Consider the following 22,561-nt stretch of genomic DNA (forward strand, 5'->3'; position numbering starts at 1 on the left):
TTAACCAATCAACGCTTTTACAGTTGAGCAATCTATAAAACCCATGAACGTACTAGTGATAGGCTCGGGAGCCCGGGAGCATGCCATTGCCTGGAAACTTAGCCAGAGCGAATTTTCCGATAAAGTGTTTGTAGCGCCGGGAAACGCCGGTACAGCAAAGTTTGGAACCACTGCAGCCGTAAACATACACGACTTTGAGGAACTGGGTAAGTTTGCCGCAGACTTCAACATCATGATGGTTGTGGTTGGCCCTGAAAACTCCCTGGTGGAAGGTATCCACGATTATTTCCAGAACTCAGAGTACCTGAAGCATATATTGGTGATCGGGCCCAAAAAGGCAGGTGCCATGCTGGAGGGCAGCAAAGACTTCTGCAAGTCTTTCCTACAGCGGCATAATATCCCAACGGCAAGCTACAGAACCTTTACAGAGGCTACTTTTAAGGATGCTGTAGAATACCTGAAAACCCAAAGCTTTCCAACAGTAATAAAGGCAGATGGATTAGCAGCCGGAAAAGGCGTAATCATCGCTCAGGATTATGAGGAGGCTTTCGATGCCCTGGATGCTATGCTGCGCAACAAGCGCTTTGGCAACGCCAGTAGCAAAGTTGTTATTGAGGAATACCTACAGGGTATCGAGCTATCAGTATTCATCCTTACAGACGGCAAAGACTATGTGTTGCTGCCGGAGGCGAAGGATTATAAGCGTATAGGCGAGGGCGATGCAGGCCTGAACACAGGAGGTATGGGTGCTATTTCGCCGGTGCCTTTTGCCGATGAGGTATTTATGCAGAAGGTTAAGGAAAAAGTAATTGAGCCCACGCTGCGCGGTATGCAGGCTGATGCCCTGGATTACACTGGCTTCTTGTTTATAGGGCTAATGAACGTGAACGGCGAGCCATATGTGATCGAATACAACGTGCGCCTCGGCGACCCTGAAACTGAAGCCATACTTCCGCGCATAAAGTCCGACTTGTTTATGCTGTTTAAGGCCTTGCACGAGCATAAGCTGGCAGAGTTTAAGTTTGAGATTGACCCACGCACGGCCACCACTGTTATACTTGCCTCCGGCGGTTACCCAGAAGGGTATGAGAAAGGAAAAGAGATAACAGGGCTGGAGCAAGTGCCAGAGGATGTGCTAGTATTCCATGCCGGCACCAAGAAAGTAGGGGATAAGCTGCTGAACAACGGAGGCCGCGTGTTTGCCGTTACAGCCCTTGGCGATACTATGGAGGAAGCCTTAGAGAAAGCAAATGCAGCAGCAGAAGCTATTACCTGGCAGGACCGCTACTATCGCCGCGACATAGGCTTCGACCTTCGGGAATTAAACGCATAATTTTTACAAAGTATAAAAAAGAAAGGGCTGGCAGATGATTCTGCCAGCCCTTTCTTTTTTATACTTTGTAAAACCTAGCAGTAGGCATCGAAAGCGCCTTTAAGGTTATCTACAATACGGTGCAGCTCATTACCCTCAATGTGGTAACGCTCAATCATGTGCACCAGTTCACCATCCTTGAAAAGGGCAATAGACGGAGATGATGGAGGGTAAGGGAGCATGTGCTCGCGGGCCTTAGCTACTGCATCTTGCTCCATGCCTGCAAATACAGTTACAAGCTTAACTGGTTTTTTATCAGCGGCAGCCACCGCCATTTTAAGGGCAGGGCGTGCTTTAGATGCTGCACAACCACATACAGAGTTTACGGCCAAAAGCACAGTGCCTTCTGTTTTAACGGCTTGCTCTACCTCTTCAGGAGTCATCAGTTGCTCAAACCCAGCCGAGGTAAGGTCCTCGCGGATAGGGGCTACCATATATTCAGGGTACATTGCCATAATTTTTCAGATTAAATTTGATTACGTCACAAAGTTAACAAATCATCTTCATAAAAGTTGCATGAGGCGAGAGAGCATAACATGATGTTAAAGTTATAACATAGGGCAACATCACTTAAGAATCAATAAGTAGTATTGTTTTATGAATATTTTGATTTGGCACAACAACTGCATCATGGGTTATGTATACTATACTAACACACATGCGTGCTTTTGCTTTTTTGCTATAAACTGTGAGCCTACAGCATGTTGTCTGGTTAGTTGAGAAAAGTTTTTTGTGTTAAACATTATCATATAATCAAGCTCAAAGACATGTTTATTGTGTAAGATTGTTTTGTACTAATCTTATGTGTTTGTCTTTCATGATTATTAGGATTAAAATAGCATAAGCGCTGATATACTGCGCATAAGCTAATAGATTGTCATTTGCCAAACACTATGTCTAAGCTACACCCTTTAAATAACAGTAATGCATGTGTTCGTTACTTTTATTTGCCTGCCAATAAAGATCATCAAGCAGAAATTATAGAAATTCTTAATAGTGACTCTAATACAGTAAGGGTGCCTATGCGTGAAGAAGACGTAGAATTACAAGCTTTTCATGAAAGATCGCTTTCTAAAAATGAACTTGAAGCCTTCAAAAATTCCCAAACCTGGAAACTGTTTAATACTTGGGATGAATTGATGCAGGATCATATAAAATTAAAATTATCGGAAAATGTGCTACGGCAAGTACTAAGATTTAAAAATGAGTATGAGCTTCAAGGAGAGCTAGATCAATAGGTTTATGTTTATAATAATTGCTGGCTTCAAGAAGGGTAGGTGAATTTGTGTATATTAGCAGAATTGAATATTTTAGGTCATTCAACTTTGAATTATTATATTAGGCGATGGGGATGAATTACCATGCGGTTTATAAATCGCAGAAAGAATGGACAACTGAAGAGGAACTCACCCTTAACCAAGCAGTAGGCTTTGTTAACAGCTATCAGGGAGACAATTTCTTTTACGATACCTGCCTTTTTATCAATAAGATGTTGGATGTAAAGTATGTCCTGATTGGTAAGGTTGTTTCTGATACATACGCCGAAGTGAAAACGTTAGGCTTTACGAAAGGCAGCGAATGCCAGCCAGAGTTTAGGTATAAACTCCAGTTTACTCCCTGCGAAAATGTTTTTTTCAACCATGCATGCTTTTATCCCAATGATATTCAAAGTATGTTTCCGGATGATAAGGAGCTAAAGCTGTTTAACATTGAAAGCTACATGGGAATAGCCTTGAGTGACCAGGATGAAAACCGCTTAGGGCTTATCTCCCTGATGCATACCACTTCATTTAAAAACCCTGCCCTTGCAGAGGTTTTTATTGCTATTCTAGTTCCGCGAGTAGAAGCTGAATTGATGAGGACTATCAGTTCCGGCCTTTAGCTATGTACTATAAGTTTTTTATACAACTACATTAGTGCAAGCATATCATGCCTGTATATACTAGTGTTGGCACCCTAAGGGCAATATAACATCCATAATACATAAGCCTTCCACACAATTTAAGCTCAAGCACATACTTTGCTGCAAAACAAAGGCAGGTAGCGCAGCGCATGTGATAGGCGGTGTTGTTACCACCCGGGTTTCTTAGTTATGCTAGGATTGGTGTTCTTAATAATGAAGAACCACAAAGATATGGCTGCGGTTTTAAGCTAGACTTCAGCCGATGGGTTCTCAAGAAGCAAAAAGTCGGAACAAGCTCAAGTTTTGTACTTGAGCTGCGGATGTTGTGATACATTTGATGGGTACCGCACCCACAAAATAAAAAAAGCCTCTCAGACGTTTCTGAGAGGCTTTTCGGTGGTCGCGAAGGGAGTCGAACCCCTAACCTTCTGATTCGTAGTCAGATGCTCTATCCAGTTGAGCTACGTGACCAATCCGTTATTGTGATGCAAAGTAAAGGCCTTTTTTCTTTATACGCAAGACCTGTTCAAAAAAATTATTCATTTTTAGCCGCTGCTTTGCGCAGGGAACGCTTTAAAGCCCTGTCGAACAGGAAGTAAAGCCCTCCGATAGAAATTAAAATTAATGCAATCATAAGTATTTGTCCGCTGCGTCCGCTATCTGGGTCTTGCAATGCCTGCACAATATCACGTGCCTGCGTACCTGCCCAAAAGAAGAAAAGCGTACGCGGCAACATGCCAACTATACTTGCAAGGAAAAATTTTCGCTTATCGATCTGCAGTAGCGAGAGCACGAAGTTCATTAGGGCAAAGGGAAGCACTGGCGAAATCCGGGTCAGGAAGATCAGGCTCCAACTGTCGTTGCGCAGCTCCTGCATAAGTATGCGTGCCTTCTCGAAACGGTTGAGGAAGGCCATCATCTTGCCATGGTCTACGAACTGCGCAATGCTGTAGCCTATAAGCGCGGCAATGCCATACGATACCACAATGCCGGCAAAACCATTCCAGCCTAAATAAAAGCCGCTTACCAGGGCTACAAAAGTGGTAGGCGTAAGCGCCAAGGCCATGGTGATAGAAATAATGGCAAAGTATAGCAGCATTTCTCCCAGCGTGAGCCCTTGCAATAGGTTTTGATAATTGTACAGGATAACGGCTGCAGTAGAGCTTACCACAACAGGAACCACTACCAGCAAAAGCATAGAGATAAAGGTGGAGGCATTTTCGCGTATAAAATTTCTTAAAACGGGGAGCGATCTCATGTAGTTAAGTATTGGCTTCGTTAGGAAGTAGACGAAAGACAAAGGACAAAAGATTTTTACGGTATTAAAAGTATACTTTACAGAGAAGCAGGGTAGCGGCACGTACACTTTTATACTTCGCAGGTATTTCTCTAATTTGCAGTATTCGCTTTAGTAGCCAGCCTTACACTTACCTAGTGCGAAGCGGGCTGTCAAAATTGTATATAAGTTTAAAAGACAGACTATGAAATTCGGGACGAAAGCTATACATGCTGGCGTGGAGCCAGACCCAAGCACAGGCGCTATCATGACGCCGATTTACCAGACATCAACCTACGTTCAGCGCTCCCCCGGCGACAATAAGGGCTACGAATACTCACGTACGCACAACCCAACCCGCACGCAACTGCAAAACGCGCTGGCAGCGCTGGAAAACGGCAAGCACGGCCTTTGCTTTTCGTCAGGTATGGCTGCCATAGATGCCATCATCAAAATGCTGAAGCCCGGCGATGAGGTGATCTCCACCAACGACTTGTATGGCGGCAGCTACCGTATCTTCACAAGGGTGTTCCAGAATTTTGGCATCAAGTTCCACTTCACAAACATGCAGGACACGGCTAATGTGAAGAAGCTCATCAACGAGAACACCAAAATGATCTGGGTGGAAACCCCGACAAACCCCTTGCTGAACATCATTGATATAAAAGCCTACGCTGACCTGGCCAAGAAACATAAGCTGCTTCTTGTAGCCGATAACACCTTTGCCACGCCATACTTGCAAACGCCGCTTGATCTGGGGGCCGATATTGTGATGCACTCGCTTACCAAGTACATGGGCGGCCACTCGGATGTGGTAATGGGCGCTGTGATTGTAAACGACGATGAATTGAGGAAACAACTGGCCTTTATCCAGAACGCATGCGGTGCCACGCCAGGCCCTCAGGATTGCTTCCTGGTGCTGCGTGGCCTCAAAACACTGCACCTGCGCATGGAGCGCCATTGCCAAAACGGCCGCAAGGTAGCCGAGTACTTAAAAGAGCACCCGAAGGTAGGCAAAGTATACTGGCCAGGTTTTGAGAGCCATCCAGGCTACGAAATAGCCCAAAAACAGATGCTTGATTTCGGGGGGATGGTTTCGTTTGAGCTGAAGGGCGACAACGTGGACGATGCAGTGCGCGTGCTGGAAAACCTGAAGCTGTTTGCGTTGGCTGAATCTCTGGGTGGGGTGGAGTCGCTATGCGGGCACCCGGCCACCATGACGCACGCCAGCATTCCGCGCGAAGACCGCATGAATGCCGGCCTCAGCGATACCCTTATCCGTTTGAGCGTAGGGGTAGAGGATGCCGAAGACCTGATTGATGACCTGGCCCAAGCTATCTCAGTTTAAGATATTAGACGTTAGATATAAGACACAAGATTTGCTTTGTCTATACTTCGCATACCTGCGTGTTAACAACTTGTATAGAGTAATCTAACGTCTAATATCTAACGTCCTACGTCTAGCACTTTATGTCTAAGAAAACCATACTTTACCGGGAGCGCCAGCGGTTCAGGCAGTTTTGGCTGTGGGCGGTTGTGCTGGGCGTGGCTGCTTTGTTCTGGGCTGGGTTTGTAGCGCAGGTTATGCTGGGCCATACGTTTGGCAGCAGGCCGGTGTCGTCGGTGCAGTTGGTGGTGCTGGTGTTGTTGTTTGGGGTAGGCTTGCCATACTTCTTCTTCCGCATGTCGCTTACCACCGAAGTTTTGCCCGGCGAGCTGTGGGTGCGGTTCAGGCCCTTTCATTTGCGGCCTGTTAAAATACCGCTGCACCTGGTTCGGGAGTATGAGCGCATCAGCTACAATCCCATTCAGGATTACGGCGGCTGGGGCATCCGGTGGGGCTTTAAAGGCAAGGCCTACAATATGTCGGGAAACAGGGGCGTAAAGCTATACTTTTACAACCACAAGCCTTTGCTGATCGGCTCGCAGCGCCCCGACGAGCTGTACCAAGCCATAGCGCAGGCAAAGGAATTAAGGCAGCAGCCATAAGTAACATCAACAAAAAAAGCCGGCAACTTAGCGTTGCCGGCTTCCCTTATCTGTAAAATATCAGAACTAAGCTTTGATGCCAAGAATTTTGTATACTTCAGTAAAGTCTGGAGTCAGGATGATCTCTGTACGGCGGTTTTTAGCTTTTGCATCAGCAGAGCGGCCTGTGTCAACCGGCATATAGAATGCACGGCCAGCTGGAGTTACTCTGTCAGGAGAAAGACCTTTCTCAGTCATCAGGCGAGTAATCTCAGTAGCGCGCAGTACGCTCAGGTCCCAGTTGTCAGTCAGGTACTTCATGCCGTTCATTACAGAAACATCATCTGTGTGGCCTTCAACCATTACACCAACTTCCTGGTTTTTCTTCAACACGCTAACCAACTGGTCAATAGCTTTTTTGCCGCCTGGGTTTACTTTCGTGCTACCAGTAGGGAACAACAGCTTATCAGACATAGACACGTACACTTTGCCGTCTTTCACGGATACACTCAGGTCGCCTTGGTTAAAGCCTTGCAGTGCTGTGTTAACCTCGTTTTTCAGGTTATCAAGAACTTTTTGCTGCTCGTTCATAGCACGCTCCATATCGGCAAGCTTTTGCTCGCGCTCTTTCAGGGAGGCAGACAGTTGATCTACTTTAGACTTAGAAGCCGCCAGTTCGCGCTCTTGCGCTTCTTTGCTTGCCTGCAAGTCTTCATACTTCTTAGAGGAAACGCAAGAGACCATCATAGAGGAGCCTAGTGCCAGCGCCAGAGATGCTTTGAAGAAATTGAATTTCATGGATGATTGTTAATGGTTGTATGAATAATGTTTGAGAATAGATTACAAATATGGTAAAAGATCAGCCTGAACGCCAGCAAAACTCTATAAAAACCAATAAACTACCGATTGCGATTGCTTCTAAACGGTGATTTTTTTAGAATATTGTACAGCGCCTATGTTTCTCAAAAAAATAATTTTCCAGGCGTTCGCTAAGCCTCTAATAAGTGTAACCTGCGCAAGCGCGGCTGCAAAAACCAGATGCCCAACGGCAGCAGCAGGAAGTAAAAATAAGCACCCGCATACGCACCAAAATCCACCACCCGTTGCTCTTCTACACTTAACAATAATCGCGCCATAAAATATACTATATATAGATATACAAATGTCGCGAACAAATGCATTGGCAGTATAAGTATAAGCATGCCCAGCGGTAGTGTGCCACCCGCTACACTGTCCAGTACAACAGCCAAGGTGTACACGAACAGTAGCGTGTATAGCAGGATGTAAAGCGTGCTCAGGTGGAAGTATAAAGGCGTTATTTTGATGCTTTCGGGTAACCTGCGGAAAAGCCAGATACCCACGCGCCACATCCAGAGCGTAAATACTGTAGCCGGTATGGCATCTATCAGCATAGCAGAAGCCGGGCCAAGCCGCGCATCAGAGACGCTTAATAAGGCAAGTATAGCTTGCTGCAATAAAAAGGGAAGTATAAAAAGCAGCAGAAAGGCCTGCCAGTGCCGGAGCCGGAGTAAAAACATGTGTAGCCAAAGTATATTGTAGGCTGCAAGTTGTGTATTTTGCCTTAGATACACTAAAAAGCACTATATTAACATTGCTATTCACTCTCACTTATAACCGATTATGAAAAAGAGCCTATACCTTATTTGCTTGTTTGTGCTGGCGGGAGTTGCCGCGTTGGCACAAGCAAAACCAGACTACAGCAAAATTACGCTAGTGATACACGGTGGTGCCGGAACTATCACCCGCGAGAACATGACGCCGGAGAAAGAAAAAGCCTACCGCGAAAAACTGAACGAAGCGCTGCAGGTTGGCTATGATGTGCTGAAAAAAGGAGGCACCAGCATGGATGCCGTGGAAGCTACCATCCACGTGATGGAAGACTCACCCCTTTTTAACGCAGGCAAAGGGGCTGTTTTTACCAACGAAGGCAAAAATGAGATGGACGCCGCCGTAATGGACGGAAAAACTCTACAGGCAGGCTCCGTGGCCAGCGTTACCACTATCCGCAACCCAATTACTGCCGCACGCGCCGTGATGGAAAAGTCGGAGCATGTGATGATGATAGGCAGCGGCGCCGAGAAGTTCGCCAAAACACAGGGCATTGAACTCGTTGACCCATCATACTTTCATACTGAAACCCGCTTTAACCAACTCCAGAAAATAAAGGACAAGGAGAAAACTGAGTTAGACCATGATGGCGGCACCAGCAGTAACGAGAACATCTTTACCGAAGGCAAGAAGTTTGGAACCGTTGGGTGCGTGGCGCTGGATGCCTACGGTAACCTGGCGGCAGGAACCTCTACGGGCGGCATGACCAATAAGCGCTACGGCCGCGTAGGCGATGCGCCAATCATTGGGGCCGGTACTTATGCCGATAACAATACCTGCGCAGTTTCGGCCACTGGCCACGGCGAGTACTTTATCCGCAATGTAGTAGCCTACGATATTGCCGCACTGGTTGCTTACAAAGGATACCCTGTGAAAAAAGCGGCGGAGGAAGTTGTGATAAAGAAGCTGGTAGAGCGCGGCGGCGAAGGTGGCGTGATTGCTCTAGATAAAAAAGGAAATGTGGCCATGCCCTTTAACTCGGCGGGGATGTACCGCGGATTTATGAAAAACGGCAAGGCAGAAGTATATATCTACAAAGACTAGGTTCAAGCAAATTGTTTACCAATAAACAGCAAAGGCTGTGGATGCGCATCCACAGCCTTTGCTGTTTATTGGTAGTTTACACTTAGGTATTTATCCATTCCCAGGCCTCGTTGCGATCGCTATAGTCAAAATACCTGAGCTTGGCAGAGGTGAACGGCTTAGCCATGGTAGTGAGCCAGTCAATCCATTTCCGGTCACCTATCAGAGCTACCTTGCTGAAATCCGTGGCATGCTTGAGGTCGAATTTAATATCTTCCCAAAGCGCCTGTAAGGTGTACTCCTCCACATCCTGTACTTCGGCGTATACTCGTACCTTGCCATGTTGCCTGATGCGCTCTTCCAGCACTGGTAACATCATATCATAGTCGCTGCGGTTTACGTTTCCGGATACCCTGAAAGCAACCAAGTCGTTTTTTGATTGTTCGAATAGTTGTACCATAGTTTAGTATAAACAGTTTAGCGTTGGCCTACGCGCTTAAAGGTGCCAGCGTTAAATGAAAGGCGCAATTACTGTAGCTGTTGTAAAGCTTTTAAGAGCACCTGGTTAGTAGTTTTAGTTGTGCCGTCGGCAAACCGGATCTTATAAGGCTCGCCAGTCAGGCCGGAACGGGAGGCAAGCTCTTCCACAAAGCCGTTCGCGGTTTTGACATCATCCTTATGCTTTTCCCATTTCGACTCCAGATGCTCTGCGGCCTGCTTGCAGGTATGCTCGCTGCCGTTACGAATAAACGTGGCATTTTCCATTTTGGCGATGTACTGGATGAGGTAATTTACCTTTTGCTCTTCGGTATACTTTTCGCTGGCTCGTTCCACAGCGGATTTATTGAGCATCTGTGCCTTAGCATCGGTAAAGGTTGCGGCCCCAGCACACAGGGCGAAGCTAAGCAGTAGGTTTTTCCATATCTTCGTTTTCATATTAATTTTTATGATTATAGCGTTATTATTAGCAACTTTAGTGCACTTATATTCAATTTTGAGCGTTTAGTGGACTCAGCCCATGGCTTGCCTTGCCCGGCAGCCCCAACTCAAAGACAATAGCGTATTTATGAGAACAATAGTTTTAGCTCTGGCATTTTTGCTGGTTTCCCAACAGGCAGTTTTAGCACAGCGAAACATCGAAACACGCCTAGGGTATAGTTACAACGATGATTTTCAGTTTTCGGATGAGTGGCAGTACCTCTCCACAGACATTTATCTGTACAATGGTAACCGCTTTACTCGCGTGCTCAACGAGCTGGAGCATGGCGCGCGCAAGCCCAAAAAGAAATATGGCAATGTGCTGGAGTACCTACTTATAACGGCCCAGCTAAAGAATATGAAGCTCTTCGGCAACGATGATATCGTGTACCCGCTCTATAACTTCTCTATCACGCAGAATAACCGCGACTACAAAACGCAGGTGAGTGACCACCAGGAGGTGGTGCGTATTATTGATAAGATGCCGCTCGGCTCGGGTAACAACAGCATCGATGCCGTTATCAACGCCAAAGCTATTACCAATGGCGAAAGCGACCAGGTTTTTAGCATGGTGGCAAATCAGTTGATGAACATTTCCAAGCTGACTACGCCTACAGGCGCCGTGCTATCGCTGGTAGGAGAGTTTGGAAGCTTGCTTAATGCCCGCGCCTCGAAAAAAGAGTATAAATTCAGCTCTACCATACGCCTCTACGAAGGCCAGGACTTTGATACGCGCCTGCACTCGGTGCGCATTTATGTGTTCGTGCCGAGCGATGTGAAGAAGGTGGACATTAAAACCGTGAAGCTGACTGACTACCTGCAGAAGAACCCAAACAAGCTGGACCGACGGCAGTTGGAAGAGATGACTGGCTACAAGGATTACCCTTTTATGGTAGTCGCAAACTATAAATCGCTGTATAAAATGGATGTGCTCACCGGCGATGAAGTGACGCTGGACCTGATCGAGAAGCGCAAACAGAAGATACAGGCAGCCTATGAGCAAAAAATGATCAACGACGAAACCTTCAGGCAGGAGAAGCTATATGTCGAGTTTCTGCGCGTATTCGCCGACATGAAGCAGAACCTGAACACGTATCGCCTGAACTACCGCAACAACAGCCCGGAGATTAACGCCAAAAACCTGTTCGGTATAGTGCAGGAGTATAAGCGCCTGAAAGGCACCTTCGATGCCCGCGAGAAAGAGTTTGCAAGCAACAGCACCTACCACAACATCTTCAGGGCAGAGTACGCAGCCATACTTAGCAATGCCGATCTATACTTAGAGGCAGACCATAACCTCAAAAACGGGAAGCTGCTGGTCAACACGCTCCGCGATATCGAGTCGGATGCCAAAACCTGGAAAACGCCCGAGAAGCGCGAGGATGCCCTTGCCCGTTTATACGCTGTTGAGTTGCCGAAGGCAGAATACCTTTCCGCCTCCGTGGAAGGCGAGGCCATTGTGCGGCTGACTAAAAAATTGGAAGAGGAGCAGTATAACGAGCTTTTCCGGAAGGAAGTGCAGGAGCTAAGCAACACAGATGCAACCGACGAAACGGTTGGCAAGCGCAATGCCCTGCTCGATAAGGCCACATCCAGCAAGTGCCAAAGCTGCCGCGACAAAGTACGCGAGGCTGTTACCGACTACAACAAACGCTACGACAGCTATAAACTGAAGCAGGCGCTATTAAAGAAACACGAGCTTAACCTGGCCGCCGAAGCCACAGTATTTAAGTACCTGAAGCGCCAGCTTTGCATCGACAATAACCTGCAAACGGTTTCTTCTACCACTAACCAAGCCCTGGATCAGTACATCAGCCGCATGTATGAGAAAAACAGCGAGCTTGGCAAGTCTATAAAATCTTTAGATAGCCTGAACAAGTTGGAGGTAGCTGACGAGAAATTGCTGAAGGTGCAGGAGTATAACGCGCGCCTACAACACCTGATAGATGAGGTAGAAAACAACTTTAGCATGCTCTACAGCTTGGATAAAAACCTCTGCAACTGTGGCGATGCCAGCTAACGCAAGTATAACCCTTCAGAAAAAGCTCGCGTTTTCTGAAGTATGCACGAAATACAGGACACGTTTAACTTACTGTTTGGCATTGACGACCAGACCCTGAGCTGGTGGCAAATGTCTTTTAGGGCCGTTGGGGTTTTCTTTGCGGCTCTTTTTATTATCCGGATCGGTAACCACCGGATCTTTGGCAAAAACACAGCCTTCGATATTATACTTGGTATTATTTATGGATCGGTGCTCAGCCGAGCCATAACAGGCAATGCCCCCTTCTGGCCTACCATTGTTGCTGCCCTAACGCTGGTTTTACTGCATAAAGGCCTTGCCGCGCTGGCTTACCATACCAACATCGGCGTAGGAAACTTGATAAAAGGCAAGGCGCGCGTTCTTGTAAAAGACGGAAAGCTGCAGCGTGAGGTAATGCGGAGTAACAGCGTTACTGAGAACGATATCTTAGAGGCTTTGCGCAGTGCCGGACACAGCCCGGATATCAGCAATATAAAAGCAGCCTATCTAGAGCGCAGCGGCGACATCAGCATTAACTGTAACTCCTGAAAAATAGAAGGCCTCTTCCGCAGAAGCAGAAGAGGCCTTCTAATAAACTTATTTATACTTACGCCATTTGAGCATCCAGCTTCTGAGACAGTACGTTCTTCGGAACGGCGCCCACTTGCTTATCTACTACTTCGCCGTTTTTGAAAACAAGAAGCGTTGGGATGCTGCGGATACCGAATTTAGCAGATGTTTGCGGGTTTGCGTCTACGTCTACTTTACCGATAACGGCTTTGCCTTCGTACTCGCCAGCCAGTTCCTCTACAATCGGACCTACCATGCGGCATGGTCCGCACCACTCTGCCCAAAAGTCTACAAGTACTGGTTTATCTGAATTGATGATCTCATCAAAATTTGCGTCTGTAATTTCTATCGCTTTGTTAGCCATAACTTTATTGTTTTGTTGTGTTTATTTCAATGGTTAAATATAATAACAATTGTAGGTTTGGCAAATATGGCTCCAAACTCGTTCACCCTGACAGGCTGTCTTGTTTCGGGCCAGCCAACCATGTTTGATATACTTACGACAATGCGAAGTATAAGATACTGTTTGTTTGTATCAACAAATGTTGTGAATAAAAGTTTTGAAAGCAAATAATATAGCCAAAGAAGTATAAAACCTGGAGAACACCTGAAATTTTTGAAAGCCATAGAAAAGCTAACGCCTCAGGGGCAGGTGATTGCAAGTTGATCCACAAATGGCAGCAAAGAAGTGGTGAATAGACTAATTTATGGAGCGAATGCAAAATCTCAGTGAATAGGCTGCATCGTAAGTAGGATTCATCTTATAACTATCATACTATGAAACACTTATTAACTTACAGCACATTGTTTGCTACCGCCTTGTTAACTTTATCCTCCTGCGACAAAGACGACGAAATTGATTTTAACTTCCCTGATACCGGCAGCATGGCTTATGTCAGCAGTAACACCAGCGGCATGGTTACAATGATAGATGCCGATGGCTTAACAGATGTATCCGTGAAGCAGAAAAAGATTGCCTCCATGGATGCTGACGGCATTTACTACAACGATAAGCGGAACGAAATCATTTTGGCATCGCGCACTACCAACAGGCTGGAGGCTTACCAGAAGCAAAAAAATGGCTCTTTGGAAATCAAAACTACCAGTACTCCGGATTTTAGCAATGCCCGCGAAATTGCTGTAAGCGGAAATATGATTGTAGTGGCACAGGACGCTGACCCGGCACTAAATGGCAACATGAACCGCCTGTACGTTTACGAGCGCACCCCAAGCGGCATTCGTTACCGCAACACCTATAATGTAGGCTTTAACCTATGGGGTATCCATGCCGAAGGTAGTGCTCTATGGGCTGTGGCAGATAACACCGGCGACATCGTATATTTCGAGAACTTTTTCTCTAACTCGAATGGTATGATTCAGCCTACCAAGCGCGTAACTATAGAAGGTATCGTAAGGACACATGGCATTACTTATTCTAAGGCAGACGATAAGATGGTGTTGACGGATGTAGGCGACGGAGCCGTGGCAGACGATGGCGCAATAGTGGTGATCAGCAACTTTAGCTCAGTGTTTCGTGGCACAGCTAACGGCGGTACTATAGGAGCAAATGCCCAGGTAAGAATTGCAGGTAGCAACACCATGCTAGGCAACCCCGTGGATGTAGCCTACGATGAAGACAGCAAGTATATTTATGTGGCTGAAAGGGCCAACGGAGGCGGCAAAGTGCTAATTTTTGAAATGCCAACTTCTAACGGAAACCCGATGCCAGGCTATTCTAAAAATGTGGCCGGTGCAGCAGCCATTTACCTGCATCAGTAATTGGTTTCTCATTATTAACGCAAAAGCGCCCCAGTAATATTACTGGGGCGCTTTTGCATATTTATAGCCAGGTGAACTTTTAACTTAGCTAAACCTAAATTAGCTTGCAGGCACCTAAGCCCAAGTCTTTAATGGATGTAAGAAACACTTTCGGGTCAATTCTATACTTGCGCGAATACGTTGGCAGGGCCATCTGCTCATCAGGCACAAGCAAGGTAATTTCCAAACGTTTTTGGCCTGGGCTGGCGATGATGGCATTCTCAAGCGCTTCGGCCAAGTTGGGCGTAAAGTGCTGCAGGTTAATGTTGAGCTGCACGCCCTGCGCCATTTTATCGGTAATATCGCCGAGCAGCTGGATATTTTGTGGTTTCAGCTCCCACTGGTCCTCGGATTTGTAACGCAGCTGCACTTTGCCTCGGATGAACAAGTATAAACCCATCTTGAGGTAAGGCGAGAACTTCACGTAGTCTTCCCCAAACAGCGCCATCTGCATGGAGGTGTCGTAATCCTCGATGGTGAACAGCGCGAACGGGTTGCCATTTTTAGCGGTACGGATCACGACATCTGTTACCATACCGGCCACGTTCACATCGCGGTTTTTATACTCTTCGATCTTATCCAGCGGGCAAGTGCAGTAGGAGTCAATCTCCAGCTTAAACTGATCGAGCGGGTGACCCGACATATAGAAACCCACCACTTCCTTTTCGCGGCGAAGCATCTCAGCCTGCGTCCAAACGGGTACTTCCGGTACCTTTGGCATGGGGGCTGCCACAGCGGCTCCGCCTCCAAATAAGGATTGCTGCGCGGCCTGTTGCTCTGCCTGGTAGTTGTTGCCAAAGCGCACGGCCTTTTCCAGCAACGGCATGGTCTCGCCTTCGGGCACCTCAATCAGTTGGGCGCGGTGGTATAGCTCCCACGAGTCGAAGCAGCCGGCCAGGGCCATACTTTCGAAGGTTTTCTTATTCACGGCACGCAAGTTCACGCGCTTGGCAAAATCGAAAATATCCTGGTATGGGCCGTTAGCCTCTCTTTCAGAGATGATCGCATCCACAGCCGATTCGCCAGTTCCTTTTATCGCTGCCAAGCCAAAACGGATGTTGCCTTCCTCATTCACGTTGAATTTCAGTAAGGATTCGTTCACGTCCGGGCCAAGCACCTGTACGCCCTGCTTGCGCGCCTCCTCAATAAAGAACGTCACCTTTTTGATGTCGTTCATGTTGTTGGTGAGCACCGCGGCCATGTACTCGGCAGGGTAGTGCGCCTTCAGGTAGCCGGTCTGGTAAGCCACCACGGAGTAGGCGGCAGAGTGGGAGCGGTTAAAGCCGTACTGGGCAAACTTCTCCATCACGTCGAATACCTCCGAGGCCTTTTTAGCGGGGATTTTATGAATTTCGGCGGCTCCGGCAATGAATTTCTCACGCTCCTCGGCCATCTTCTTCATATCCTTCTTACCCATGGCGCGGCGCAGCAAGTCGGCACCGCCCAGCGAGTAACCGGCCAGAATCTGGGCCGTCTGCATGATTTGCTCCTGATATACCATGATACCATAGGAGTAGTTCAGGATCGGCTCCAGCAGCTCGTGCGGGTACTCTACCTCCTCGCGCCCATGTTTCCGGTTAATGAAGTTCGGGATGAACTGCATCGGGCCCGGGCGGTAAAGGGCATTCATCGCAATCAGGTCTTCAATGTTGGTGGGCTGCAGGTCCTTGAGGTACATGCGCATCCCCTCCGACTCGAACTGGAACGTACCGATGGTGTCGCCACGCTGGTAAAGCTGGTAGGTTTTCTCGTCGTCTATCGGAATGTTGTCGATGTCAATCTCAACGCCATGGTTTTTCTTGATGAGTTCCATGGCGTCCTTGATGATGGTTAGGGTTTTCAGGCCCAGGAAGTCCATCTTCAGCATGCCCGCGCTCTCAATCACCTTCCCATCGAACTGCGTCACTAGCAGGTCAGCGTCTTTGGAGGTAGAAACCGGAATGTAATTGGTAATATCATCCGGGGCAATGATTACACCCGCCGCATGTATACCAGTGTTACGAACCGAGCCTTCCAGCTTTTCGGCCAGCTTTAGTACAGCGGCGCGGTGATCATTGCCCTCACGGATAGCGGCCAGGTCCAGGTTCTCCATGAAGGCCTTGGCCAGCGTAGTGCCCGGGGTATCCGGTACCATCTTGGCCAGTTCGTTGGCTTCGGCAAGCGGCAAAGAGGTTGAGCGAGCCACGTCTTTGATGGACGATTTAGCCGCCATGGTACCAAAGGTGATGATCTGGGCTACCTGCGTTTTGCCATACTTCTCCACCACGTAGTCAATCACGCGCTGGCGGTTCACGTCGTCAAAGTCAATATCGATATCGGGCATGGATACACGCTCCGGGTTCAGGAATCGCTCGAAGAGCAGGTTATACTTGATCGGGTCGATGTTGGTGATACCGATGCAATAGGCCACCGCCGAACCAGCAGCCGAGCCACGGCCCGGCCCCACGAACACACCCATGTCGCGGCCACGGTTAATGAAGTCCTGCACAATAAGGAAGTAACCGGCAAAGCCCATCGTTTCTACAATGCGCAGCTCATAATCCAGGCGCTCTTCAATTTCTGGGGTAATGTCGGTATAGCGTTTCTTGGCACCCACATAGGTTAGGTGGCGCAGGAAAGCATCCGGCCCGGCATGCTCCGGCGGGATCGGGAAGTTGGGCAGCAGGATGTCGCGCTTGAGTTTGGGCGGCGTGATCTTGTCCACGATCTCATTGGTATTGTCCACGGCCTGCGGCACGTCCTTGAACAGTTCGTTCATCTCGGCCTGCGTCTTGAAGTAGAACTGGTCGTTGGGGAAGCCAAAGCGCGTTTTAGGTCCGGCCTCGTCAATGCGGTTCAGCATCTGGCGCACGCTGGACTGGTTGCCATACTTGTTGCGCACATTCTCCACCGTGTCGTAGATCACCTTCTGGTCATCCGACAGGAAGCGGTAATACTTCGTCTGGAAGTCACCCACCGGTGTGCTTTGGTCCTCGCCGGTGTTCACGCAGAGGAGAATGTCGTGCGCGTTCCAGTCGTCCTGGTCCACGTAGTGCGAGTCGTTGGTGCAGATAACCTTTACGTTATACTTATGCGCCCACTTCAGCAATACCTGGTTAATGTCTTCCTGGCTTTTGCCGGTGCCATCAATGTTCATCAGGCCGTGGCGCTGAATCTCGATATAGTAATCCTCTCCGAACACATCGAGCCACCACTTAAAAATCTCCTCGGCTTCTTCCTCGCTTTTCCAGAGGATGGCCTGTGGCACCTCGGCACCAATACAGCAGCTGGTGGCAATCAGGCCTTTACTATACTTCAGCAGCAGTTCCTTGTCAATACGCGGCCACTTGCTATACACGCCCTCGATGTAAGAAAGCGAGCAGAGCTTGGCCAGGTTCTGATAGCCCTCCTGGTCTTTGGCGAGCAGCAACTGGTGGTGGCGCACATCCTTTACCTCCTTGCTGAAGGTTTTGAGGTGACGGTCCTTCACAAGGTAAAACTCGCAGCCCACAATTGGCTTCACGTTATACTTGTTGGCCTCAGCCACAAAGTTGAAGGCGGCGAACATGTTTCCGTGGTCTGTCATGGCCACAGCGGGCATGCCATCGGCCTGCGCCTTTTTCATGAGCGCGCTGATGCTGGCCTGGCCGTCGAGCAGCGAGTACTGGGTATGGGTATGTAAATGCGAAAAAACGGGCAAATCTCTAGGAATTAGAAATTAAAAAATATGAATTAGAAATGGCTTTAAAGCTAGAATAAGTAGTTCCAACTATATCCAAACCGAAGAATTTTAGAGGCAAACTATGACGATCAACAAAGCAAAAACAGCTAAGCCTCACCCTCATAATTTTTAATTTCTAATTTTTAATTCAGCTTGGCACAAGCCATTAATGGGATGTTAAAATTACGGAAAAACGGCCCACCTCCCAAACCTTATGCGGCCTTAGCTGTAACAAAATAGCTGGCACAATAGTCTCGGCGAGGACAGAAATAAGTGCCAGGCAAGGAAAGCCTTCCCGTGGCGCCTGGAGTTGGCTTTTGTGCTTTCCATAAAAATCCATCAAACTAAAACCACCCACACGTATAGACAAGGCCAGCACAGGGCAGGAGCGAATGAAACTATGGCAGCAGTAAGCAGATTGGGAGACATGTTCAGGGCATTGCGCTCGCGCAACTACAAGTTGTTCTTTGTGGGGCAGGGAATCTCCTTGATCGGTACCTGGATGCAGCAAGTAGCGTTAAGCTGGCTGGTATACCGCCTCACCGATTCTGTGTTCCTGCTCGGCGCTGTTACTTTCTCTAGCCAGATTCCTTCTTTTCTCCTTGGCCCCTTTGCCGGCGTGCTGGCCGACAAGTTTAACCGCCACAAAGTGCTGCTGCTCACCCAAACGCTTTCGATGGTGCAGGCTTTTACACTGGCCGCCCTGGTGCTAACCGATACCATCGAGATATGGCACGTGCTGGCCCTGAGCGCCTTCCTCGGCACCATCAACGGGTTCGACATTGCCACCCGACAGGCCTTTGTAGTGGAGCTGGTGGAGAAGCGCGAGGACATGAGCAACGCCATCGCCCTGAACTCCTCCATGTTCAACATGGCGCGGCTGGCCGGACCGCCTATCGCTGGGCTGTTGATTGCGGCGGTGGGCGAGGGGGTATGCATCCTGATCAACGCGGTTAGTTACCTGGCGGTGCTGGGTTCTTTGCTGCTGATGCGCCTGAAGCCCTTTGAGCAGGTGCAGCAGCAGCGCAAGGTATGGGAGTCATTGAAAGACGGCTTCCGGTATGCCTTCGGGTTCCCGCCAATCCGGGCGCTGATCGTAATCGTGGCCTTGCTGAGTTTGTTCGGAATGCCCTTTACGGTACTGCTGCCGGTGTTTGCCCGGGATATCCTGCACGGCGGCGCCAACACGCTGGGCTACCTGATGGGCGCTTCCGGCTTAGGAGCACTGAGCGGCGCGCTTTTTCTGGCACAGCGCAAATCCGTGGAGGGCTTGGGCAAGGTGATTATCTATACCATGCTGCTTTTCGGTTGTGCCCTTATCGCCTTTTCTTTCTCAGAGGTATTCACGCTCTCGCTGCTGCTGATGCTGTTCAGTGGCTTTGGTATGATCGTTACGATGGCCTCCTGCAACACATTGCTTCAAACTATTGTGGACGACGACAAACGTGGCCGCGTGATGAGCCTGTATGCCACCGCATTCATGGGTATGGCCCCGATCGGCAGTATGCTTGCAGGCTCGGTAGCAGAGCAAGTTGGTGTAGGGTATACCTTGGCGGGCTGTGGTTTTCTGTGCGCTATCAGCGTCATACCCTTTGCCATGAACAGGCCTAAGCTGCGGCAAATGGTGCAACCCATTTACGAGCGGCTTGGCATCGTTCCGCAGATCGCTTCCGGGCTGCAATCCGCATCCAACCTCAGCAGCACCCCCTCAGAGGGAAGGGGGGATTGATAAATTGTTGATTGTTATCTTGTTGATTGTTTGTAAAAGTTAGTCACCGCTTTGTGGCAGGCTAAGTATACGTGGCTATGTTCAAAAGCATAGTATAGACTCACACCAACAATAAATAATATAACAACCAACAATTAAACCATCCAGCAATTACTTCTTCTTGATCAACAGCTTTTCGCCAACGCTTACTGAAAAATCAGATTTATTATTCCACTCCATGATGTCTTTGATGGTAACGCCATATTTGCGCGATATCTGGTACATGCTTTCGCCGCCGGCCACCACGTGGTAGCTATTCGCACTGCTATTGGCAGCCGGAGCGGCAGATGCAGGAACTAGGGTATTGGCTGCTTTGGCAGGAGCTTTAACGCGTAGTTCCTGGCCCAGCTTTAAGCTATTGTCGGGCAAGTTGTTCCACTGGCGCAATTGCTCCAGCGACACGTTATACTTCTTGGAAATGCTGTATAGTGTTTCGCCGGCTATAACAGTGTGGTATGCGGTGCTGGTGCTTAACATGGTGGCAGGCACATCTTCGGCATCGTCTTCGTCGGTATCTGTAAAAGGTGATGTTTCTGGCTGCATCAGAGGCTCGGCAATCAACAGCTCCTGGCCCATTTTCAGGGGCGCATCACCTAAGTCATTCCAGCGCGTCAGGTCGTTTACGGTTACGGCATACATTCTGGAAATGCTGTATAATGTTTCGCCCTGCTTAACTACGTGCGTAGTCTGGCCTTCAGTAGCCTGTGGTTTTGCGGCAGGCAAGGTGTTGGCTTCGGCAGGTGCGGTTTTAACCTGAGCAGGCACTTTTGCAGTTGCCGGCTCGGGTTTCGTGGCCTGTGTGTTTACACTTATTGCTGGTGTTGTGGCGCTGGCCTTGGCTGCTGCCGGCTTGCCGGAGCCAGGGTACAAGCCAGCGTTTCTTGGGGTCGTGGCTACAGGCTCTGCATCTGGCTCGTTGTAGATAACAGACTCAACTACTTCCTCCTCTTCTTCCTCAGTATTATCGGGAGCAGCTGTTTTGGCTGGCGTTGTCGCTGCTGGTGCTGCTTTCGCTTCGTTTTGTGTTCCACCTTTCAGGCTGTTAACGAAGCGCGTGAGCATATTCTCCTGCTTTGGCTCAGGGTTTTGTGTGGCTGGCTTGTACGTTTGCTTTTCTGCCACAGGGGTACCCTGCTTGCTGATTTCACGAACCTCAGGCGAGCCGGCTGGGCGGCGTTTCTGCAGCCATAACACACGGCCTGGTACCGGCACCTCGTTGCGCTGCATGCGGTTTTTGAACAACAGCCAGGTCAGGCGCACGCCATAGTGCTGCGATATCATTTGCATAGTTTCGCCGGGTTGTACCACGTGGTACTCAGTGTTGGCGCTGGCATGTTTTTTCTCGATGTAATATGCCGTGCCCGGCACAACCTTGTCGAAGCTGTACATATCATTATACCTCAGAAACTGCCGTGTAGAAAGGCCCGCTTGTAGGGCAAGCTTATCCTTCGTGTCGCCTTCGCGGGCCACTAACGCGTTGAGGTTATTACGCTCCACCATAGTAGCGGCACCTCGTTTAGTGGCCGACTGCCGGGTGGGCAAGGGCGTAGTTTCTGCCACAGATGCCGTAAAGTTGCCTGGGTTGCCGTTGCGTACCGGTATCATCACGTAGTAATCCTTATCCGACGGGATGGAGCTGCCCAGGAGCCATTTGTTATACTTCTCGAGCTCCGCGTAATCAGTTTTAGTAGCCAATGCAATCTCTGACAGGCTTTGGCCTGGGTTGGCGCGCAGCTCGCGCAGCGACACCGCCGGCGGGTTTGCCTTGCCTACAAAGCTATCATAAGCCACCTTGTGTGCTAGAAAGGTGATAACGTAAGGGTGTGCGTTCGCCTCAATATCCATTTTTCGTGCCCCGTTATCAGACGCTTTTGTATAGGCTTTGGCACCAGTATAGCCTAGATAGTATGATAGGAGGGAGTTAAACCAGTTGTTGTAATAGTTGTTGCTGCGCTTGAAGTATAGCGCAGCGCCGCGGCTTGCCTCTATAATGTGGCGGCGCTCATCCACGGCTTTATCCATGCGCAGGTTAAAATCCATAGCCGCCTCGCGTTTAAATTGCCAATAACCCACAGCGTTAGAGGTAGAAACGGCATCGCCAATCAGGCCGCTTTCCTGTAGTGCCAGGTACTTGAAATCATCCGGAACACCCTCTTCTTTAAACACGCGCTCAATCACCGGAAAGTATGCATCGGCCAAATCCACCTTGATTTTAAAGTATGATTGGTTGCGGTGCAGGGCATCTACCTTTTTTTGAATCTCGGCCTGGGCCCCGTCTGAAATTTTCAGGTGGATATCGGCAAAGTAAATGTTTTTAGGGACAGAAACCCCCTGCGCCAGCGCAAGCAGCGGCAGAAGCAATAGCGTGAGAAGCGTGGTAAAGGATTTTCTCATGGTAAGGTACTCTAAAGTATGGCTAAAACTGATGGATACGCGGGCTCTACTTTCTGTTGAGTTAACTATAGATAAATGGCTCTATGTTAATATGTTCAGAAGGTAATATAGCAGTTGCAAAATTAACGCAAAAAGCTTCGCA

The 22,561-nt window shown here is 48.6% G+C and carries 19 protein-coding genes and 1 tRNA gene; 10 read left to right on the forward strand and 10 right to left on the reverse strand.

Annotated features, from left to right (window positions below; all coding sequences use genetic code 11):
- Positions 1 to 43: 43 nt before the first annotated feature.
- Entirely contained in the window at positions 44 to 1,333 is a 1,290-nt protein-coding gene (gene purD / locus D1627_RS13845) for a phosphoribosylamine--glycine ligase (protein ID WP_119432842.1), read from the forward strand.
- Positions 1,334 to 1,407: 74 nt separating this feature from the next.
- On the opposite strand, the gene D1627_RS13850 is transcribed toward purD, so the two are convergent.
- The gene (locus D1627_RS13850) at positions 1,408 to 1,821 is read right to left on the reverse strand and encodes a BrxA/BrxB family bacilliredoxin (protein WP_119433037.1); all 414 of its coding nucleotides are present in this window, start codon (positions 1,819 to 1,821) and stop codon (positions 1,408 to 1,410) included.
- A 444-nt stretch (positions 1,822 to 2,265) separates the two neighbouring features.
- Between D1627_RS13850 and D1627_RS13855 the strand changes: the two genes are divergently transcribed.
- Positions 2,266 to 2,610 (forward strand): hypothetical protein, encoded by a 345-nt coding sequence (locus D1627_RS13855; protein ID WP_147383309.1) that lies wholly within the window; start codon positions 2,266 to 2,268, stop codon positions 2,608 to 2,610.
- A gap of 113 nt (positions 2,611 to 2,723) precedes the next feature.
- Positions 2,724 to 3,254 carry a hypothetical protein gene (locus tag D1627_RS13860; protein WP_119432844.1) on the forward strand — a complete coding sequence of 177 codons (531 nt, stop codon included), beginning with the start codon at positions 2,724 to 2,726 and terminating at the stop codon, positions 3,252 to 3,254.
- Between the two features lie 418 nt (positions 3,255 to 3,672).
- Here the strand turns inward: D1627_RS13860 and D1627_RS13865 are convergent.
- Positions 3,673 to 3,746: transfer RNA gene (locus D1627_RS13865), tRNA-Arg, on the reverse strand.
- 64 nt (positions 3,747 to 3,810) lie between these two features.
- Complete coding sequence (locus D1627_RS13870; protein ID WP_119432845.1) at positions 3,811 to 4,533, reverse strand: TVP38/TMEM64 family protein; 723 nt, start codon at positions 4,531 to 4,533, stop codon at positions 3,811 to 3,813.
- A 196-nt stretch (positions 4,534 to 4,729) separates the two neighbouring features.
- Between D1627_RS13870 and D1627_RS13875 the strand changes: the two genes are divergently transcribed.
- A complete protein-coding gene (locus D1627_RS13875; RefSeq protein ID WP_262697038.1) occupies positions 4,730 to 5,899 on the forward strand; it encodes a cystathionine gamma-synthase in 1,170 nt (389 codons plus the stop codon).
- Positions 5,900 to 6,021: 122 nt separating this feature from the next.
- Positions 6,022 to 6,540, forward strand: coding sequence for a DUF6141 family protein (locus D1627_RS13880; protein ID WP_119432847.1), 519 nt, complete (start codon positions 6,022 to 6,024; stop codon positions 6,538 to 6,540).
- 66 nt (positions 6,541 to 6,606) lie between these two features.
- On the opposite strand, the gene D1627_RS13885 is transcribed toward D1627_RS13880, so the two are convergent.
- Together D1627_RS13885 and D1627_RS13890 are read right to left on the reverse strand one after the other, a co-directional pair.
- Entirely contained in the window at positions 6,607 to 7,317 is a 711-nt protein-coding gene (locus D1627_RS13885) for an OmpA/MotB family protein (protein WP_119432848.1), read from the reverse strand.
- Between the two features lie 191 nt (positions 7,318 to 7,508).
- Positions 7,509 to 8,057 (reverse strand): hypothetical protein, encoded by a 549-nt coding sequence (locus D1627_RS13890; RefSeq protein ID WP_119432849.1) that lies wholly within the window; start codon positions 8,055 to 8,057, stop codon positions 7,509 to 7,511.
- 103 nt (positions 8,058 to 8,160) lie between these two features.
- On the opposite strand from D1627_RS13890, the gene D1627_RS13895 reads away from it, so the two are divergent.
- Positions 8,161 to 9,192 (forward strand): isoaspartyl peptidase/L-asparaginase family protein, encoded by a 1,032-nt coding sequence (locus D1627_RS13895; protein WP_119432850.1) that lies wholly within the window; start codon positions 8,161 to 8,163, stop codon positions 9,190 to 9,192.
- Positions 9,193 to 9,274: 82 nt separating this feature from the next.
- On the opposite strand, the gene D1627_RS13900 is transcribed toward D1627_RS13895, so the two are convergent.
- On the reverse strand, positions 9,275 to 9,631 hold the full coding sequence (locus tag D1627_RS13900; protein WP_119432851.1) for a SpoIIAA family protein: 357 nt from the start codon (positions 9,629 to 9,631) through the stop codon (positions 9,275 to 9,277).
- 68 nt (positions 9,632 to 9,699) lie between these two features.
- A complete protein-coding gene (locus D1627_RS13905) occupies positions 9,700 to 10,107 on the reverse strand; it encodes a DUF5329 family protein (protein ID WP_119432852.1) in 408 nt (135 codons plus the stop codon).
- Positions 10,108 to 10,237: 130 nt separating this feature from the next.
- On the opposite strand from D1627_RS13905, the gene D1627_RS13910 reads away from it, so the two are divergent.
- On the forward strand, positions 10,238 to 12,169 hold the full coding sequence (locus tag D1627_RS13910; RefSeq protein WP_233555635.1) for a hypothetical protein: 1,932 nt from the start codon (positions 10,238 to 10,240) through the stop codon (positions 12,167 to 12,169).
- A gap of 42 nt (positions 12,170 to 12,211) precedes the next feature.
- Positions 12,212 to 12,718, forward strand: coding sequence for a DUF421 domain-containing protein (locus tag D1627_RS13915; protein WP_233555636.1), 507 nt, complete (start codon positions 12,212 to 12,214; stop codon positions 12,716 to 12,718).
- Between the two features lie 58 nt (positions 12,719 to 12,776).
- Here D1627_RS13915 and trxA read toward each other — a convergent pair whose 3' ends face one another.
- Positions 12,777 to 13,103, reverse strand: coding sequence for a thioredoxin (trxA, locus tag D1627_RS13920; RefSeq protein ID WP_114783039.1), 327 nt, complete (start codon positions 13,101 to 13,103; stop codon positions 12,777 to 12,779).
- A 413-nt stretch (positions 13,104 to 13,516) separates the two neighbouring features.
- Between trxA and D1627_RS13925 the strand changes: the two genes are divergently transcribed.
- Positions 13,517 to 14,518, forward strand: coding sequence for a hypothetical protein (locus D1627_RS13925; RefSeq protein WP_119432853.1), 1,002 nt, complete (start codon positions 13,517 to 13,519; stop codon positions 14,516 to 14,518).
- A 94-nt stretch (positions 14,519 to 14,612) separates the two neighbouring features.
- Here D1627_RS13925 and dnaE read toward each other — a convergent pair whose 3' ends face one another.
- Complete coding sequence (gene dnaE / locus D1627_RS13930; RefSeq protein WP_119432854.1) at positions 14,613 to 18,236, reverse strand: DNA polymerase III subunit alpha; 3,624 nt, start codon at positions 18,234 to 18,236, stop codon at positions 14,613 to 14,615.
- 421 nt (positions 18,237 to 18,657) lie between these two features.
- Between dnaE and D1627_RS13935 the strand changes: the two genes are divergently transcribed.
- Positions 18,658 to 19,986, forward strand: a complete 1,329-nt coding sequence (locus D1627_RS13935) for an MFS transporter (RefSeq protein WP_199688438.1) — start codon at positions 18,658 to 18,660, stop codon at positions 19,984 to 19,986.
- A 150-nt stretch (positions 19,987 to 20,136) separates the two neighbouring features.
- Here the strand turns inward: D1627_RS13935 and D1627_RS13940 are convergent, their stop codons facing one another.
- On the reverse strand, positions 20,137 to 22,419 hold the full coding sequence (locus tag D1627_RS13940) for a LysM peptidoglycan-binding domain-containing protein (protein WP_119432856.1): 2,283 nt from the start codon (positions 22,417 to 22,419) through the stop codon (positions 20,137 to 20,139).
- Between the last annotated feature and the right edge of the window lie 142 nt (positions 22,420 to 22,561).

It is taken from the genome of Pontibacter oryzae, assembly GCF_003576375.1.
In the GTDB taxonomy this organism is placed as follows: domain Bacteria; phylum Bacteroidota; class Bacteroidia; order Cytophagales; family Hymenobacteraceae; genus Pontibacter; species Pontibacter oryzae.

Bases quoted from the DNA above. Each gene is read 5' to 3' on its own strand.
- purD (WP_119432842.1), top strand. From the start codon at position 44: ATGAACGTACTAGTGATAGGCTCGGGAGCCCGGGAGCATGCCATTGCC.
- D1627_RS13850 (WP_119433037.1), bottom strand. From the start codon at position 1,821: ATGTACCCTGAATATATGGTAGCCCCTATCCGCGAGGACCTTACCTCG.
- D1627_RS13855 (WP_147383309.1), top strand. From the start codon at position 2,266: ATGTCTAAGCTACACCCTTTAAATAACAGTAATGCATGTGTTCGTTAC.
- D1627_RS13860 (WP_119432844.1), top strand. From the start codon at position 2,724: ATGAATTACCATGCGGTTTATAAATCGCAGAAAGAATGGACAACTGAA.
- D1627_RS13870 (WP_119432845.1), bottom strand. From the start codon at position 4,533: ATGAGATCGCTCCCCGTTTTAAGAAATTTTATACGCGAAAATGCCTCC.
- D1627_RS13880 (WP_119432847.1), top strand. From the start codon at position 6,022: ATGTCTAAGAAAACCATACTTTACCGGGAGCGCCAGCGGTTCAGGCAG.
- D1627_RS13885 (WP_119432848.1), bottom strand. From the start codon at position 7,317: ATGAAATTCAATTTCTTCAAAGCATCTCTGGCGCTGGCACTAGGCTCC.
- D1627_RS13890 (WP_119432849.1), bottom strand. From the start codon at position 8,057: ATGTTTTTACTCCGGCTCCGGCACTGGCAGGCCTTTCTGCTGCTTTTT.
- D1627_RS13895 (WP_119432850.1), top strand. From the start codon at position 8,161: ATGAAAAAGAGCCTATACCTTATTTGCTTGTTTGTGCTGGCGGGAGTT.
- D1627_RS13900 (WP_119432851.1), bottom strand. From the start codon at position 9,631: ATGGTACAACTATTCGAACAATCAAAAAACGACTTGGTTGCTTTCAGG.
- D1627_RS13905 (WP_119432852.1), bottom strand. From the start codon at position 10,107: ATGAAAACGAAGATATGGAAAAACCTACTGCTTAGCTTCGCCCTGTGT.
- D1627_RS13910 (WP_233555635.1), top strand. From the start codon at position 10,238: ATGAGAACAATAGTTTTAGCTCTGGCATTTTTGCTGGTTTCCCAACAG.
- D1627_RS13915 (WP_233555636.1), top strand. From the start codon at position 12,212: ATGCACGAAATACAGGACACGTTTAACTTACTGTTTGGCATTGACGAC.
- trxA (WP_114783039.1), bottom strand. From the start codon at position 13,103: ATGGCTAACAAAGCGATAGAAATTACAGACGCAAATTTTGATGAGATC.
- D1627_RS13925 (WP_119432853.1), top strand. From the start codon at position 13,517: ATGAAACACTTATTAACTTACAGCACATTGTTTGCTACCGCCTTGTTA.
- D1627_RS13935 (WP_199688438.1), top strand. From the start codon at position 18,658: ATGGCAGCAGTAAGCAGATTGGGAGACATGTTCAGGGCATTGCGCTCG.
- D1627_RS13940 (WP_119432856.1), bottom strand. From the start codon at position 22,419: ATGAGAAAATCCTTTACCACGCTTCTCACGCTATTGCTTCTGCCGCTG.